The organism is Clostridium tetani (assembly GCF_900167265.1).
Lineage (GTDB): Bacteria > Bacillota > Clostridia > Clostridiales > Clostridiaceae > Clostridium_G > Clostridium_G tetani.
In genome coordinates this window covers 1-16,571 of sequence record NZ_FUWT01000015.1, presented here as the reverse complement: position 1 = coordinate 16,571, position 16,571 = coordinate 1, and the positions used below count along the sequence as shown (strand labels likewise).

The window sequence follows — 16,571 nt, the reverse complement described above, 5'->3', positions numbered from 1 at the left end:
TTATTCATTATCAATTGCCCTTAAAATGTTTCATGTTTGAAATTTATTTTTATTTAATATATAATTATATAATTGGTTATTATACAGAAGATGTCATAAAGGAGGAAAAATTGTGGAAAAAGATATAGATAGGTCAAAGCAGTTAGGTGAAGAAAAAGTAGGTACACTTCTGTTTAAGTTTTCCTTGCCAGCAATAGTAGGAATGTTAGTTAATGCATTATATAATATGGTGGATAGAGTGTTTATAGGAAGAGGGGTAGGAGCCCTTGCTATATCAGGATTAGCAGTAGGATTTCCTTTATCTATAATAGGTATGGCATTTGGAATGCTTGTAGGGATAGGTTCTTCTACTATGATATCTATAAAGCTTGGAGAAAAAAAGAAGGATGAGGCAGAAAGAATATTAGGTAACTCTTTAATATTAATTATATTAATATCAATTTGTTTAAGTATAGTAGGTCTTATATTTTTAGACGATATATTAAAAATATTTGGTGCCAGTGCAGAAACCCTACCTTATGCTAGAGATTACATGAAATACATAGTTGCAGGGGCATTACTTCAAAATATAGGATTTAGTATGAATAATATAATTCGTGCAGAAGGAAATCCTAAAATAGCTATGGCAACAATGTTAATAGGTGCCATTATAAATACTATATTAGATCCCATTTTTATATTTGTATTTAAAATGGGAATAAAGGGAGCAGCTCTTGCAACTATATTTGCTCAAACAGTATCATCTATTTGGGTACTATATTACTTCTTTAGTGGAAGAAGTACTTTAAAAATAAGAAGAGAAAATTTAAATTTGCATAAAGGAACTATAAAAACCATAATGTCCATAGGAATATCTCCTTTTTCCATGCAAATAGCAGCTAGCTTAGTTACAACTATTTTTAATAAAAATTTACTTACACATGGTGGAGATTTAGCGGTAGGTGCAATGGGTATTGTTAATAGCATATCTATGTTGTTTTTTATGCCTATGTTTGGTATAAATCAGGGTATGCAACCTATAATAGGATATAACTATGGAGCAAAACAATATAAAAGAGTTAGAAAAACTTTAAAACTTGCCATAACATCAGCTATGATTATTGCAACTATAGGATTTATAGTTGTTGAAGTTTTTCCAACGGCATTAATAAAGATTTTTAATAAAGATGAACAGTTGGTATCTATAGGAGCTTATGGTATGAGAATATTTTTATCTATGCTTCCTATAATAGGATTCCAAGTGGTAAGTTCAAACTACTTTCAAGCTGTAGGAAAGGCAAAGATTGCAATATTTTTAAGTCTTTTAAGACAGGTTATATTACTTATTCCAATGCTTTTAATACTACCACCAATATTCGGACTAAATGGAGTATGGATAGTAGGACCTGTATCTGATGTTTTAGCAGCTATAGTAACTGTATTCTTCCTTTCTAAGAATATGAAACAATTAATGAAGTTAGAAAAAGCTATATCCTCTAAATAAAATATAATATAATGGCGTTGTAAAAGATTATTTTATTCTTTTACAACGCCATTATTTATTATATATTTTCTTGTATTAGTCCTTTTCTGTAAGCTACTAATAGTTTTTTAAGATTTTTAATTTGTTCTTTTAACTCTTTTCCAATATCAGTATCCATTACTCTTTTTCTAGTAACAGAGTTTTCTAAAATAACAGTAGAGGATAGAATATCCTGCTCTTCTTCTATAGCTTTTTTGGTAGATTCAAAGGGTTCATGAGAAGAAAGTAAAAATCCATAGGAATTATATATCAATGTATAGCCTGCAATACCTGTTTGTGGCTGATAGGCTTTACAAAAACCACCATCTATTACAAGAAGTTTTCCATTTGCCATTACAGGACTTTCACCATTTTTAGTTTTAACAGGTATATGTCCATTTATTATATGAGACTTTTCTAGATCCAATTGGAACTCTTCAAATATTCTATTACAAAGTTCTTCACTATCCCTATAAGTATAATAAGGATCTTTAATTTCTTTATGAGTTTTCTTATCATCTATAAAGTATCTTTCAAAAGTGGTCATTTTATGCTTACCAAATAGTGGAGATATAGGGCCACACCATAAATACCACATCATATCCATGGCATAATTTTTTACATTATCATCATCTTTATAGTAATAAGCTTCCCTTGCATATTTATCAAATAAATCTAAAAGACTTTTACCGCTATATTCTTTATTACAAATATTTAAAGTTCTAAAAGAAGAATCTTCATTTAAAGGAATACATCCATGGAATAATAAATTAGAATTATAAACTAAATAAAGACTTCCAATACTGTACATAAATCTAATATGTTTTTGAAGTTTTTCGCTATTCAAAAATGATCCTTGAAGTTTTTCTATTAGTTCTGATTCTTCTTTTGTTAATTTATATGGATTTTTAGGATCTATTGTTGGCAAATTAGTATCATTTAATTTATAAGTTGAACCTTCAAAGGTTATAGTTCCATCATCAAAATTTATTTTATCTAATAAAAGCATATTTTCTAATTTAAATTCAGGATGCCTTTTAATTTTTTGACCTTCTAATTTAAATTGAATTATAGATATGGCTTTATGCATTTTAGCATATAAATTTTTATCACTTTCATCCAGCATTTTATCTAAAGCTTTAGGTATGAAACTTTCACAAGGGTCATTTCCGTAGTATTTCATAGCAAAAGTAGCTAAAGGAAGTAGATTTATACCATAACCATCTTCAACTGTGGATAAGTTAGCATATCTTAGGGAAATTCTTAAAACATTGGCAGTACAAGCCTTAGAGCCAGAAGCTGCACCCATCCAAAGTATGTCATGATTTCCCCATTGTATGTCCATTGAATGATGATCCATCAAAGCATCCATTATTATTTCTGCACCAGGACCTCTATCATATATATCGCCTATAATATGAAGCCTATCTACAACTAATTTTTGTATAACTTTTGATATTTCAATTATTAATGAATCTGCACAACCAATATCAACTATGGTATTTATTATACCACTATAATATTCTTGTTTATTTACTCTATCAGCTTGTTCGTTTAAAAGTTCTTCTATAATATAAGAAAAGTTTTTAGGTAATGCCTTTCTAACTTTAGAACGAGTGTATTTTGAAGAAACTGATTTGCAAACTTGTATTAGTCTATATAAAGTAACTTTATACCATTCTTCTAAATCGTTATTACTTTCCTTTAATATTTCAAGTTTTTCTTTTGGATAATAAATAAGAGTAGCTAAACTATCTTTATCCTTGTCCATTAGAGAAGTACCAAATATATCATCTAATTTTCTTTTAATAACTCCAGAAGCATTTTTAAGCATATGGGTAAAGGATTCATATTCTCCATGAATATCACTTATAAAATGTTCTGTTCCCTTTGGTAAATTTAATATTGCTTGTAAATTTATTATTTCTGAACAAGCAGAGGGAATATTATGATATTTAGTTGATAAAAGTTTTAAATATCTAAGGTCATCTTTAATTAGATTTATATTATCTTCATCATATAAAGTCATTAGAACACCTCTTTTATACTTTATGAATAATTGGAATTACAATATATATTATACGTTAATGCTAGACTAAAATCTACTACGTCATAAGGTAAAGCCTTTTCTTATGGGTAGTTAATAATAAACAACTAAGGATAATTCTTCTTAATTAATCAAGTGGTTGTAATAAGATGTAAAATAATGAAATAAAAAACTTTCAACTAAATGTAATAAATTAGAAATATTTTCAAAAGAATCCTAATATATTAGTAGTGTAGGAGATGACCTACAGAAAATAATTAGGGGGTGGCCTTTTATGGTTAGAGAAGCTATACACAGGTATAGAATGAATCCAGAAGATGCTCATTATTTAGGAGGAGTAGTTCAGCCTAATAAGCATTTAGATATCTATGGGGATATTGGAACAGAGTTATGTGTTTTAAAGGACGGAGATGAATCCTTATTTTTAGGTTATGATTATGTAGAATTCTTAGAACCAGTTTACGAAGGAGATTATATTGAGTGTAAAGGAAAAGTTGTTAAATTAGGGAACTCCTCAAGAGTTTGTGAATTTGAAACTTATAAAGTTGCTACACCTGCTTCAAGAAACGGAAAAGAAAATGCTGCGATAAATGATGTTGATGTATTAGATCCACCAGTTCTAGTAGCTAAGGCTAAAGGAACTTTAATTGTTAAAAAGAATTTACAAAGAGGAGACCAACCAGAAGGTATAGTAAAAAATAAATGGGATTAGAGTATTAAAATTAAAATCTGAAAATAAAATTAAAATAAATTTGGAGGTGCTTTTAAATGGCAGAAGTATTTGTAAAGCCTGATAAAGATTATGAAGCGATGATACGTGTTCGTATATCAGCGTCACATGCACATTATGCAGGAGATTTAGTAAATGGTTCCCGTACAACAGAATATATAGGGGATGTTGCTACAAATTTATGTATTATGTATGCAGGCAACGAAGGGGAATGCAAAAAATATGAAAAATTAGCTTTTACAGCTCCAACATATTCAGGAGACTTCATAGAAGTTGTGGGAAGAATCATAGGGGTTTGTGGAAATAAATTAAAAATACAAGCAAGAGCATTTAAGATAGCTGAAAATGCAGGAATAGCTGAGCAAGCATCAGCTGTTAATGTATTTGAAGACCCAGTACTTACTTTAGATACAGTATCAGTTTATGAAATTCCAGAAAAATAATATTTTAATAGAATAAAGTGCCTAAAGTTAGGCACTTTATTTTTTACTTTATTTTTACTTCAGTTTCAGATCCTTTTAATGGTTCATAGTAGGGGCTTGGATCAGGTATTACTATAATTGGGTCTTTAAGTATGTGATTTAATTCATCTTTTGAATTTTTAAAATCTATAGAGTTTTTATATTCCTTATTGTTATATTCGGCGATAAATTGACGAAACAATGCAGCTCTATCGGAAGTAGAATCGTCACTTTTATTTTTAATTAAAATATTTTGTGTAAGTAAACTTGAGTAATTACCTTCTACAGAAAAATATAAAGTAAGTTTATCATCTTTTACTTCAAATCTATTTATAGTAATGCTTCCAAATTTTTTAGTTGTTATTTTTTTAGGTAAAGTTTCATTATTTAAAGGAATTTCATATGTTGTTTTATAATTTTCAGGTCGTAGAATATCTATGTTTTTTTTCAAAATTTCTATATTTATTTTTTCTGAATTATTTATTTCATCAGGTATAAATTCAATACTTCCATAGGTATCATTTTCTTCCGTCCTATATCCCTCTCTAATTTTTTTTAGAAGTTGACCATTCTCATTAGTTATTAAAAATTCGTAATTGTTAAAAGATATATGATTATTGTCGTTTGTAGCATTTATGGCACTCATTTCTAATAAAGAACTTACAGGGGTTAAAGATAGTCTTTTTATGACAAGTTTGTTATTATCTATTTTATGCTTTTTATTTATTTTTATAGTTTTACATTGGTCTTTAAAATCCTTTTGAGAAACGATAAAATCAAATTCCCAATTGCCCTTAACACCTGACACTTCTGTAAATTTAGCGTAGAATCTAAACTTATCAGGTATTTTTCCATCATTACTTAGATTAATATCTTCTTTTAATAAATAAGTTTTATCATCTATTTTTTGAAAATCATATCCACCACTACCAGAAATTTTACCATTTATAGAATTGGTATAGCCTGAAAGAACATCAGGTTCTCCAAGGGAATTAAGTAAAAGTTTTTTTTCTCCCTTAATTATATATCCTACAAATAATTTATTGCCATCCCAAGCAACTTCGTTAACAGTTATAGTAATTCCGTTGAAAGTTAAAGATTGATTTACTTTTGTAGTATATTCCTTTAGATTGGGATTATCCGTACCAAAGTTTGTTTCTCTCTTTTGAAATTCAAATATAGATTTTCCTTGTAAGAAACTATTTATAATGGGTATATTTTCAGCTAAAACAGGTAAGGATAGAGTTCCAACTCCTAAGGCTATGGCTATAGAAGCAGCAATAATTAATTTTTTATTTTTAGATTTTTTATTAGTAGTATTATTATTTTGTTCATTTGAGAGATTAGCTAAACTATCCTCTAATTTATCATGAAAAATAGAAGAAACCTCAACATTATCTATAGATTCTTTATATTTATCTAATTCATGTTTAATATATTCATCTATTAACTTGTCTTTCATAGGAAACAGCCTCCCCATCTTTTCTTAATATATCATAAAGCTTAGTTCTAGCTCTATGAAGCCTAGATTTTACAGTACCTTCCTTTACATTGATTGCATTACTAATATCTTTTACAGAGAGATCTTCAAAATAATAAAGAAATATCACTGTTTTTAAATCTTCATCTAATGTACTTAATAGATGATTTAATTCAACTAAGTAAAATTCATCTTTAGAGTATTTCTTATCTTCAATTTCATCTAATAAAATAATTTTTTTATTGTTTTTTAATATTTTGTAGCAATTATTTATAAGACATTTTGTAAACCAAGCCTTAAAACATTTTGGATTATTTAAGGATTTTATATTTTTATAACAATTTAATATAGTTTCCTGTATAGCATCAGCACAATCCTCATCTTTATCTAAAATTGATTTAGAGACTACATAAAAATATTTTTCATAATGTCTTATAAGTTTTACAAAGGAAGCTTTATTTCCAGCTTGAGCTGATTTTACATCTTCAATAAATTCCATTATGTCTCCCCCTAAACTTAATACCATGGTATTTTAGTACTTTCACTTATATAGATAGATAAAAGTTATGATTGGTTCATTATATTTTAATCATATCAGAAGATTTGCAACCTTTTTTGATATATATAGTACAATAAGTTAGGGGGTGGAGGATATGAAAATAAAGGTAAAATTAAAAACTTTAATATCACTTTTATTATTAAGTTTATTTATAATTTTAATTGTAGTACCCTATATAAATTTAGGAATAGGTGAGTATTTAAATAAAAAGGGATCTCCTAAAGCACAAGCTTTTTATAAAAATTATTTATCTAGTCCCATAAAACTAAACGAAAAAAAGGCTTTATATTTATATGGGGAAAGTATTTTAGGAGGATTTCATAAATACACTATTATGTTTAGTGGATTTGGTGAAGAGAAAAATAATACTCTAGAAGACATAAAAAAGGCAAAAGAAGCATTTGAAAAAATTCTATTAAAGGATTCGGATAAAAATTATAATAATAAATACACTAAAAAAGCTTATTCTAGGCTAATGGATATAAGCATAGCTACTTTAAATATAGATGAATTACTACATTGGATAAGTTGGGGAAAAGACAAGAATAATGAAGAAATTAAAAATATAAGTAAACTTTATGAAGGATACTATTATTACACTCAAAGGGATTATAAAAAGGCAGAAACAATTTTGCATGGATATAATAAGGGAATGGATTTAGATTTTAAATATTATTATTTATTAGGAGATATTTATTCGCACAGGGGCAATATAGAAAAGGCTATGGACTACTTTGAAAAAGCAAGTAGTATCGGGTGGATATCAGGAGAGTATTTATTTGGGGGAAGTAACATAAGTCATAAAAATACATGGTTTAAGGATTATAAAAAGAAATTAAAAGGAGATTACAAAATTAGAGGAAAGGTAAGTTACAATGGAAAAGGGCTACCCTTTGTAGAAGTTTATATGAATGATGAAATTGGAGTATTTTATAAAGGAGGTAATTTCCCAGTTGCTATAACAGATAAAAATGGAGAATTTGAAACTTTAGGATTTACACAAGGTGTTTATGATGTGGGAATTGGAATTAATACTTCTCAATTATATGATAAAGTTTTTTTAAGACAAAATATAAACTCTATACAACTAAATAAAGATATAGATTTTAATTTTAATTTATCCAATCCAATAAGGATAAAAAATCCATTACCAGGCACTACAATAGAAGAAAAATTTGAAGTGTCTTGGGATGAAGTAAAGGGAGTGGATTATTATACAGTAGAAGTTATAACATTTGGTAATCCAAAGGAAAAGTCAGGAAGTAGCTTTAGGTATCTATTACATCATGAAAATGGAGAGTACAAGATAGAGGGAAATAATATTAAATTTAATATAAAAAAGCTAAATGAAAATATAGGTGTAGGAGGACTTTCCTTTGATGAAGAAGAGATGCTAGTTAACCCATCAGGAATACTAGGAACATTCACTCCTAATATAGAATATCCAATTGTAGTTAATGGATATGATAAAGAAGGAAAATTAATAGCTAAAAGCCTTCCTTCAATATGTAATTATGATGAAATATCTAGTATAAAAGTGGAGGGGGATTTAACTTTAGGTGAACAACTTATACTAGATGAAAAATATGAAAAAGCCATTAAATATTATGAAGAAAAATTAAATAAAAATCCAAAAGATAAGGAAGCACTTCTTTATTTATCTAAATTTTACATGATTGGTTGGAAAAAAGATAAAAAAGATTATGATAAAGCTTTGAAATATGCCAAAGAATATGATGATTTAACTAATAATAAACTTTCCTTTGAAGTAGTGGACTTTATGAAAAATCAAAATATAAGAGAAAATAAAAAATTAGTAAAAGAAATATTAGATAACATTCCACAAAAGCATAGAGATACAAATTATTATCATCAAAGAGCTAAATACCATTTGGCTTTAGAGGAATTTGAAAAGGCTAGAGAAAGTTATGAAAAAATGACAGATTACAAATTTATAAATATGATTTATATTGATATGTATTTAGGGGATTATAAAAAAGCTATAGATGTATTAACAAGTGGAGAAATTAATTTAAGAAAGATGAATGTAGCAAAGGTAATAGATGCTTTCAATAACATGGATAATATATCTAAAAAAGATAAGGAACTTTTCAATGAGTTATTAAAATCAGTATTAGTAGATAATCTAAGTATTGAAGATGGAAAAAAACTTTATGAAAAAGTATTTAATTCAGTGGATAATATGAAAGTAAAACAAATTTTAGAAGAGATGAAAAAAGAAGAGTATTGGGATCAAATGTAGTTAAATGTAATTGCTGAGGGATATATCAAAAGTTTGATATGTTCCTTTTTTAATTAATAGTACAATATGAAATTATTTAGAGTCTATAATAGAAGTGTATATCTAATTTGACAAAAAATTCAAAAAAGTAATAATTAAATATTGAATGTCTAGGAAAATAGAGGTAAAATTAATTTATAAATAATATTATTGTAAAATGTAGGGTTTAATCATAGACATTTTTTCTTATGAAGGGGGACATTTTAATGATGAATGTTTTTCAATATAAATTGAGAGCCTTAGATTTTATTGATAAAAATTATAATTTAAAAAACAATTAAAGGAAAGCCTTTTAATTGCCACTAACATATTGAATAAAAAAGAAAATGAACAAGAAGAAAAGAAGTTACAAGTTAAAGTACAATCACAGATATATAATTGTATTATTTAAAGATATAAATTATATAGAAACTATAAAAAATAATCGTAAGGTTGTTTTATGTACATCTAATAGTAGATTAGAATTTTATGATATATTAAAGAATTTAAGTAGCTTATTGGATGATAATTTTATTCAGATTCATAGAACAACTATAATTAATAAAAATTATATAAAAAATGTTTGTAAAAATTATAATAATCCCTATGTTATATTAAAGGATGATGTTAAATGTATACTGTCTAGAAGCGGATTAAAAAATGTGATGAAATATTGGATATAGTTAATATTTAGATTTGTATTTTATTATGTTTGTATATATATAGATAAAAAATATGAGAATGTTTTATTACAAACAAATTTTAATGAAGATGTGTTTATACAGGAATTATATATAAGATTTAATAAATAAATATTTAAAAGTCAATAAAAATGTATTTAGTAGGATGAGTTTACCCAAGTATGAAGCTTAATACATAATATCAACTAATAGGCTAAGAAATGTATAATTTTATTTTAAATAGGTGTACTATTGAGATTGAAGGCAGCATTTAAAGGTAATTAAAATTATATGAGGTGGGAAAATGGTAGATACTTTTTTAAATTTAGGATCTATTATCAATAATCTTTATATAGTGGATTTGGTAATAATAAGCACTACCTTAATCACCTTATTTTTAGGTAATGTAATTTCATATTTACCAAATAACATTAAGGCTAAAATCAATATAACATTGATTTTTATAGAGAAAATACTTTGTTTGAAAGGAGGAAGTATATATAATGTATAACCCATACTTTAAATATTGGTCATCTTTAAGAATTGCTGTACTACTATTAACAGTTGTTATATTATATAATACTATTCTCACTATGAAAAAAAAGAATATTTATAATTTAATTAGTTCATTATTTATAGTTATATCTATTATATTTTTAAATTTTTATTTGGGTGTTTTATATGATGAGATGAATTTTAAATCTGATAATTTTATTATATTTGTAAGTTTTATTGGTGGAATTTTATACATTTATAATATATTTATATATCTAAAAAAAGATTAATATATATTTTATATTTTATTTTTTCAGTACAAAAAATAGTTAAAGGCTTAATAGTTTTACATTTATTAGATTTAATGAATGTAAAATATATTTAAGAAGAAATCCCCTATGAACTTTATTCATAGGGGAGAGGGTTAATTAATTATTATCTAAAGGATTCTATAAAGTCAAAAATACCTTTTGTTATACGAGTTGCTTTATTAGATATTTTGAAAAAGTCTCCATTTGTATGAATGGCAATAGATACATGATCATCATCTGAATACACTGGACATCCACTTTGACCACCAGTAGTATCTATAGTATATTCAATTTTATATTCTCTGCTAGAAGTAATATCACCATTCATTGTCCACATTTCTCTATGCTTTTCACCTGGATAACCTGTTACATCTACATTAATATTATTTAGTGAATCAAGTTGCCAAGAAGCTCCAAAATAGCCTGTTGTATTTCCTATATTTTTATCTAACTCAATTACTCCCCAGTCAAAATTGGTATCGCTATTATTTGCATAGTTCTCAGGAACATGTATTGTTACTGCTTTAGCACTTCCAAATGGTGAACTGGATCCATTTCTTCCAGGATATAATACAACTTCTTTTGGCCATCCACCATTTTTACTTGAATAAAGACAATGACCAGCTGTAACTGCTATATTAGGGCCATACATCCATGCACTTCCTATATATCTAGCTCCATCTTCCCATGTCATTTCCATATATGCTATAGCAGAATAAGGAAATGCTGTAGTATCATCTATCATAAATCTATCATCGGTACCTATTACACTTTTTTTAGGCCCTTCATCTGGTTTTTGAGGTGGTATATAAGGATTGCTACGTCCAGAGGTTTTATCTCCTGGTTCAACACCTTCATAGTATATTTGTTTACCTTCCTCATTTGTCACAAGGTTTTTACTTATAATAGTCATTGCTTTGCGATTGGTAGTTACCTCTTTTGCAGAAACCATAGATGTACTACAGGTAAATAGAAGCATTACCATAGATAGTAGAGAGGCTATAAATTTTTTTTGTTTTGTCTTAAACATATCTTGTCCCCCTTTTTATAATATTTTAATTAACCATATATTTAAGATAAGATGGTTAATATTATGAACAACAATTAAGTTGTTATAGAAATATTTAGAATATTTGAAATATTTCTATATATAGAATATACCATAAATATAAAGCAAAGTACATACTTTTATTCAAAATTATGGTATAGACTTTCAGAAAATTAAATTTCAAATTATTTATTGTGTGAAAATAATGTTTCTATATTTACATTATGTTGAATTTATAAATTTGATTACTTATTTATAGAGTATTTTTCAGATATTTATAAAATTTAAAATAGGTAATTAATAATATTTATATGAAAAATTTCAAGTAAGTGTTAATATATAATTAAATTCAGAAATTATATTATGGAATAGATAAAACATAGTTAATACAGATAAGTTTAAGGAGGAAATATGAAAAAATTATTAATTACAATAATTATTATGTTTAGTTTTTTATTAGGAGGGTGTAGTTCAAATGATAAAGAAGTAAAAAAAGATAATAAAAATATTAGAAATATAGAGGAACATTCAAATAAAATAAATTTACAAGATGAGAAAGTAAAATTTATAATAAATGAAATGGAACCTGACAAAAGTAAGCCTTTTAAATTGGGAATGTCTATTGATAGAGTAAAGTCAATTTTAGAGAAAAATAATATAAAAATTGATAATGAAATTGAAATAACTTCGGATTTTAATGATAAGCATTTTGGAGACAAAGAACTTTCTACAGAATCTATAATATTTGATTTTGATAAAAAATATAATAAATTATATGCAATAACTAGTACAAAAGATGTTAATACATCATTAGATTTAAAAATAGGTGATTCTATAGATAAAATGAAAAAGCTATATGGCATAAGTTATGATAAGAAGTCTACATCTGATGGAGAATTGTATTTATATAATATGAAGAATTATTATTTTTTTGTTTATACAGAAGATGGTAAAGTTGTGAAATGGGGTATAGAAAATATAACAGATAAATAAATTAACTATTAAAGTAGGAAACAATTTGAAACGAAGATAATATTATTAAAAGAAAGAAGGTGTTAATATGAGTATTAATAATATTACAAGAAATTATGGGGGATATTTAAATAATTTATCAATGATGAATTCTGAAACTAAAGATACATATTCATCAAAAAACAGTGCGGGAAGATCTTTAGAATTTAAGGATAGCATAGATATTTCTGCATCAAGAAAAAATTTTCCAAGGGTAAATGGGATTGGAGGAATAACTATAGATAAAGGAACTGCAGCACATACAACTTTATATGTTGATAGAGGTTCTTTTGAGAAAATATTGAACTATAGTGCTAATAATCCAGAATGTCAATGGGAGGAAATGGGTATTGATGATGATAAAAGATGGGTTGTTATTAATGGACAACGTTTTGAATGTCCACTTAGCGAAGAGGAAAAAGAAGCTCGTAGAAGACTTAGAAAAGGAATTATTGAGATATTAACTGAAGCTGATAAGGAAAGAGAAAAGCGTAAGTCTAAATCTAAACAAGAAAGGCTTGGTTCTGTTAAACTAAGTTTTGATAAAAATAATAAAATTAATTTAAATGGTAATACAAGTTTACAATCAAGTGATAAGATTAAAAACCTTATGAAAAATGATAAGGTAATGAAGATGTTAAGAGATATTGACGGCATAAATGGTGGACAAGGCATTAGGTTATCATTATAAACAGAGTTCTTGGCTTCAGAAGGAGTTTTTACTCCCATTGAAGCTTAGAAATCGTTATCCAGGAGGGACGTAGCCGCTTTTTACTTCCACTTTAAAGAAGACGGGAGTAAAAAGCGGGTAGTCATCGGATAAAAAATTAAGGCTGTACTCCAAAGTGAATACAGCCTTTTAGTTTTATAAGGATAACCAGGGAATATAAACATCTATGACATTAAAAGTCATTATAGATACTGATTTTATTTTGTATTAATAATTTGTTGTGCCATTTTAACTAATTCATCTTGAGATACATTAGAATCTATTGCTACGAAAGAATAGTTAATTCCATTTTCCATCCAATTTAAACATTGAACTTGAGAAATTTTTTCCTTATCAGATCCATAGGTAAATACATATTTACCAGACAATTTATCCTGCTTATCTTGTTTTGTCATTTTATAATCTTCTGGTACAACCTTGTTAGTATATGAATGATAATATAACTCTATACCATTATAAGTATCAACAATAGTTGCTTTCTTTGGTTTTTCACCTAATCTTCCATTTTCCATATAAAGACCTAAGCTATCATTTTCTTTTGTATAGGTAAAATCAAGTGATTTGGTTTTCTCTACAGAGTTACCTTTTTCATCAAGCCCCTCATTATTTACAGTATGCCCACTTTTAAATGTATATCCGTTATCAAATTTCTTAACTAGTTTAGGATTAAATCCAAAGTCCTTTTTTACTTGCTCTATTGTAGGTATATCAGTGTAAGTTGGTATGATACTGCTATGTGAAGTTATAGAGAATATTTTTCCTGCAGCAAATACAGTTGTCCCTACTACCATAACAGCCACTAGAGCAGCCACAATTTTTTTCTTAAATAATCCCTTTATACATATTTTTTTATTTTCCATTTCACAATTCTCCTTTTGATTTGGTAAGCTGTTTAATGTTGCACTTACCTTATTTTTAAAACTTTCAGGTGTATCTGGAAAGGCATTATTCCAATTATAATTATTCATAAGTTACCTCCATATGCTCTAATTCTATTTTTAATAATTTTCGTCCTCTTGCTAATCTACTTTTTACAGTTCCTGAAGGTATTTTTAAAATCTGTTTAATTTCTTCTACAGAATATCCCTCCACATAATAAAGAACAATTGTAATACGAATACGATTTGGTAATTGCCTAATAGCGAAATATAATTCACTATAATCCTCTTTATCTTTAGCCTTGGCATACTCAAAGTACTCTTCATAAGATACCATTGGATGCTTTCTGCGTTTTAAACTATAACATTCATTTATGAGTATCCTAATAAGCCAAGTTTTAAAATATTCTTCTTTCTTTAATGTGTCTAATTTGTTATAGGCTTTTAAAATTGCATTTTGAACTGCGTCTTCACAATCTTCATCATGAATCAAAATTGATTTTGATACATGATATAAAGTAGATTCAGCCTCAAGGACTTTCTCTACAAATGCATCTTTATTCAATTGAATTCCTACCTTTCTTCGCAAAATGTAGCGCTACTTTTTTGCCTTACACTAATTAGATGCATATATATACCAAAAGGTTCATTTTAATTTTTGATAAATATATCATTTGACGAATATATCATTAAATGATATATTACATTTAATGATATATTGAAAAATAGGAAGGAGAATTTTATGGCAAGAAAAGATTCTATTGACATTGGGGAACTAACAGATTCTGCTTTTTATATTTTATCTAGTGTTATTGAGGAAAAGCACGGATATTTAATTATGAAAACTATTGAGAATGTTACTAATAATGAAGTTACTATTGGTCCTGCATCACTTTATACAACACTTAAAAAGCTTTTAGCAGCAGACTTAGTGGAATTAAATCCTAATACTGATGGAAATAAAAAAGTATATAAAATAACAAATAAAGGACGAGATATGCTTATAAAAGAGATTGAACGTAAAAAACAGATGATTAAATTTGCTGAAAAATTTTTGGATTTAGAAAAGGAGAATATTCATGAAAAATAAATATGTAATGATTAGTGGACTTGCCTTTAGTGAAGAAAGTGATATGGAAAAACTAAAAAATTATGCAAGAGAAGGTTGGATACTAGAAGATATAATGGGAGGATTTTTCTATAAATTAAAAAAAGATAAGCCTCAAGACATAGTATATAGTGTAGACTATCAAAGTGAGGCAGATGAAGAGTATTTTACTATATTTAAAGAAGCAGGATGGAAACCTGTTGTTTCTTTAGGAAACCAAATGCATATTTTTTCGGCACAAGCTGGAACTAAACCTATTTATAGTGATTGTGAATCAGAAATAGATAAATATATAAGTGCAAGAAATCAAACAAGAAAGGGAACATTTTATTCTTTAATAATAGCTATAGTACTAATAGGTTTGTTAGTTACTTCCTTAATTACTGCAAGACCTATGTTTCTGATTATATTTGGATTACTAATAATTGATATTGTTGTGTTTGTTTTTAATTTTATGCCTTATTTAGCATATAATTCTAGAATTAAACAAATAAAAAAATACGGTAAGTGTAAAAGTGAAATAATAAATAACAAAAACTTGTGGAAAATAGATGCATTTACAGGTGTTATGTTTTTGGCTTTAGGAATATCAAATTTAATTGAGAAAAAATATTTTGCAGTATTTTTTATAATTTTAGGTGTTTCTAATATTGTTTCAAGTTTAAATCACTATAAGAAGAAAGATAAAATAATTTAACCTAATTGTGCTATCCATCTCCCATCCTCTATAGGTGGGAGATGGATAGCGCTTGCCGATAGGCAACAAATATGATAAATTATAATCAGTTACATTAACTGAAAGGTAGTATTATCAATGCAATTATATAATAATAACCATTCAGCATTCTTGCTAAATTATCATTTGGTATTAGTTATAAAATACAGAAGGAACGTTATAGATGACCAAGTATCAAATAGATTAAAAGAAATATTCGAGTATATCTGTCCTAAATATAATATTGTTTTAGAAGAATGGAATCATGATTTAGACCATGTACATTTATTATTTAAAGGTTCACCTAATACAGATATATCAAAATTTATTAATGCGTATAAAAGTGCCAGTAGTAGACTTATAAAAAAAGAATTTCCGAAAATAAAAAATCAGTTATGGAAAGAATATTTTTGGAGTAGAAGCTATTGTCTTATAACAACTGGTGGTGTTCCTATAGATATAGTTAAAAAGTATATAGAAAATCAAGGAATGAAATGATGTGAGGATATGTTAAAAGCTTATAAATATAGGATTTA

At 26.7% G+C, this 16,571-nt stretch carries 17 protein-coding genes; 11 read left to right on the top strand and 6 right to left on the bottom strand.

Translation table 11 applies throughout. From position 1 onward, the window contains the following. Positions 1-124 precede the first annotated feature (124 nt). Entirely contained in the window at positions 125-1,483 is a 1,359-nt protein-coding gene (locus B5D21_RS11080; protein ID WP_035110829.1) for an MATE family efflux transporter, read from the top strand. Between the two features lie 58 nt (positions 1,484-1,541). Here B5D21_RS11080 and B5D21_RS11075 read toward each other — a convergent pair whose 3' ends face one another. Further along, positions 1,542-3,530 (bottom strand): fructose-1,6-bisphosphatase, encoded by a 1,989-nt coding sequence (locus B5D21_RS11075; RefSeq protein WP_011098885.1) that lies wholly within the window; start codon positions 3,528-3,530, stop codon positions 1,542-1,544. A 292-nt stretch (positions 3,531-3,822) separates the two neighbouring features. On the opposite strand from B5D21_RS11075, the gene B5D21_RS11070 reads away from it, so the two are divergent. After that, positions 3,823-4,260 carry a hotdog domain-containing protein gene (locus B5D21_RS11070; protein WP_011098886.1) on the top strand — a complete coding sequence of 146 codons (438 nt, stop codon included), beginning with the start codon at positions 3,823-3,825 and terminating at the stop codon, positions 4,258-4,260. Between the two features lie 56 nt (positions 4,261-4,316). After that, positions 4,317-4,721 (top strand): hypothetical protein, encoded by a 405-nt coding sequence (locus B5D21_RS11065; protein WP_011098887.1) that lies wholly within the window; start codon positions 4,317-4,319, stop codon positions 4,719-4,721. Positions 4,722-4,764: 43 nt separating this feature from the next. Here the strand turns inward: B5D21_RS11065 and B5D21_RS11060 are convergent, their stop codons facing one another. Beyond that, on the bottom strand, positions 4,765-6,201 hold the full coding sequence (locus B5D21_RS11060) for a DUF4179 domain-containing protein (protein ID WP_035124425.1): 1,437 nt from the start codon (positions 6,199-6,201) through the stop codon (positions 4,765-4,767). Then, positions 6,179-6,718, bottom strand: a complete 540-nt coding sequence (locus tag B5D21_RS11055; protein ID WP_035124428.1) for an RNA polymerase sigma factor — start codon at positions 6,716-6,718, stop codon at positions 6,179-6,181. The genes B5D21_RS11060 and B5D21_RS11055 overlap by 23 nt, the downstream gene beginning before the upstream one ends. A gap of 154 nt (positions 6,719-6,872) precedes the next feature. Here B5D21_RS11055 and B5D21_RS11050 point away from each other — a divergent pair, with 154 nt between their 5' ends. The 3 genes from B5D21_RS11050 (at position 6,873) to B5D21_RS11035 (ending at position 10,524) form a co-directional block, all read left to right on the top strand. Beyond that, entirely contained in the window at positions 6,873-9,041 is a 2,169-nt protein-coding gene (locus B5D21_RS11050) for a tetratricopeptide repeat protein (protein WP_035124430.1), read from the top strand. A 365-nt stretch (positions 9,042-9,406) separates the two neighbouring features. After that, positions 9,407-9,742, top strand: a complete 336-nt coding sequence (locus tag B5D21_RS11045) for a LytTR family DNA-binding domain-containing protein (RefSeq protein ID WP_011098891.1) — start codon at positions 9,407-9,409, stop codon at positions 9,740-9,742. 500 nt (positions 9,743-10,242) lie between these two features. Beyond that, positions 10,243-10,524 carry a hypothetical protein gene (locus B5D21_RS11035; RefSeq protein ID WP_035110742.1) on the top strand — a complete coding sequence of 94 codons (282 nt, stop codon included), beginning with the start codon at positions 10,243-10,245 and terminating at the stop codon, positions 10,522-10,524. A gap of 145 nt (positions 10,525-10,669) precedes the next feature. Here B5D21_RS11035 and B5D21_RS11030 read toward each other — a convergent pair whose 3' ends face one another. Then, on the bottom strand, positions 10,670-11,575 hold the full coding sequence (locus B5D21_RS11030) for a trypsin-like serine peptidase (protein WP_011098892.1): 906 nt from the start codon (positions 11,573-11,575) through the stop codon (positions 10,670-10,672). Positions 11,576-12,004: 429 nt separating this feature from the next. On the opposite strand from B5D21_RS11030, the gene B5D21_RS11025 reads away from it, so the two are divergent. Together B5D21_RS11025 and B5D21_RS11020 are read left to right on the top strand one after the other, a co-directional pair. Beyond that, a complete protein-coding gene (locus tag B5D21_RS11025) occupies positions 12,005-12,586 on the top strand; it encodes a hypothetical protein (RefSeq protein WP_011098893.1) in 582 nt (193 codons plus the stop codon). A 67-nt stretch (positions 12,587-12,653) separates the two neighbouring features. Beyond that, a complete protein-coding gene (locus B5D21_RS11020; RefSeq protein ID WP_011098894.1) occupies positions 12,654-13,295 on the top strand; it encodes a hypothetical protein in 642 nt (213 codons plus the stop codon). 236 nt (positions 13,296-13,531) lie between these two features. Here the strand turns inward: B5D21_RS11020 and B5D21_RS11015 are convergent, their stop codons facing one another. Together B5D21_RS11015 and B5D21_RS11010 are read right to left on the bottom strand one after the other, a co-directional pair. Beyond that, on the bottom strand, positions 13,532-14,302 hold the full coding sequence (locus B5D21_RS11015; RefSeq protein WP_011098895.1) for a hypothetical protein: 771 nt from the start codon (positions 14,300-14,302) through the stop codon (positions 13,532-13,534). Next, the gene (locus tag B5D21_RS11010; RefSeq protein WP_035124432.1) at positions 14,295-14,777 is read right to left on the bottom strand and encodes an RNA polymerase sigma factor; all 483 of its coding nucleotides are present in this window, start codon (positions 14,775-14,777) and stop codon (positions 14,295-14,297) included. The genes B5D21_RS11015 and B5D21_RS11010 overlap by 8 nt, the downstream gene beginning before the upstream one ends. 177 nt (positions 14,778-14,954) lie before the next feature. Here B5D21_RS11010 and B5D21_RS11005 point away from each other — a divergent pair, with 177 nt between their 5' ends. From B5D21_RS11005 to tnpA, 3 genes are all read left to right on the top strand, one after another. After that, positions 14,955-15,302, top strand: coding sequence for a PadR family transcriptional regulator (locus B5D21_RS11005; protein ID WP_035110747.1), 348 nt, complete (start codon positions 14,955-14,957; stop codon positions 15,300-15,302). Beyond that, a complete protein-coding gene (locus tag B5D21_RS11000) occupies positions 15,292-16,017 on the top strand; it encodes a DUF2812 domain-containing protein (protein WP_011098898.1) in 726 nt (241 codons plus the stop codon). The genes B5D21_RS11005 and B5D21_RS11000 overlap by 11 nt, the downstream gene beginning before the upstream one ends. 117 nt (positions 16,018-16,134) lie before the next feature. Further along, positions 16,135-16,533: an IS200/IS605 family transposase gene (gene tnpA, locus B5D21_RS10995; RefSeq protein ID WP_011098899.1), complete on the top strand. Its 399-nt coding sequence runs from the start codon at positions 16,135-16,137 to the stop codon at positions 16,531-16,533. Positions 16,534-16,571: the final 38 nt, after the last annotated feature.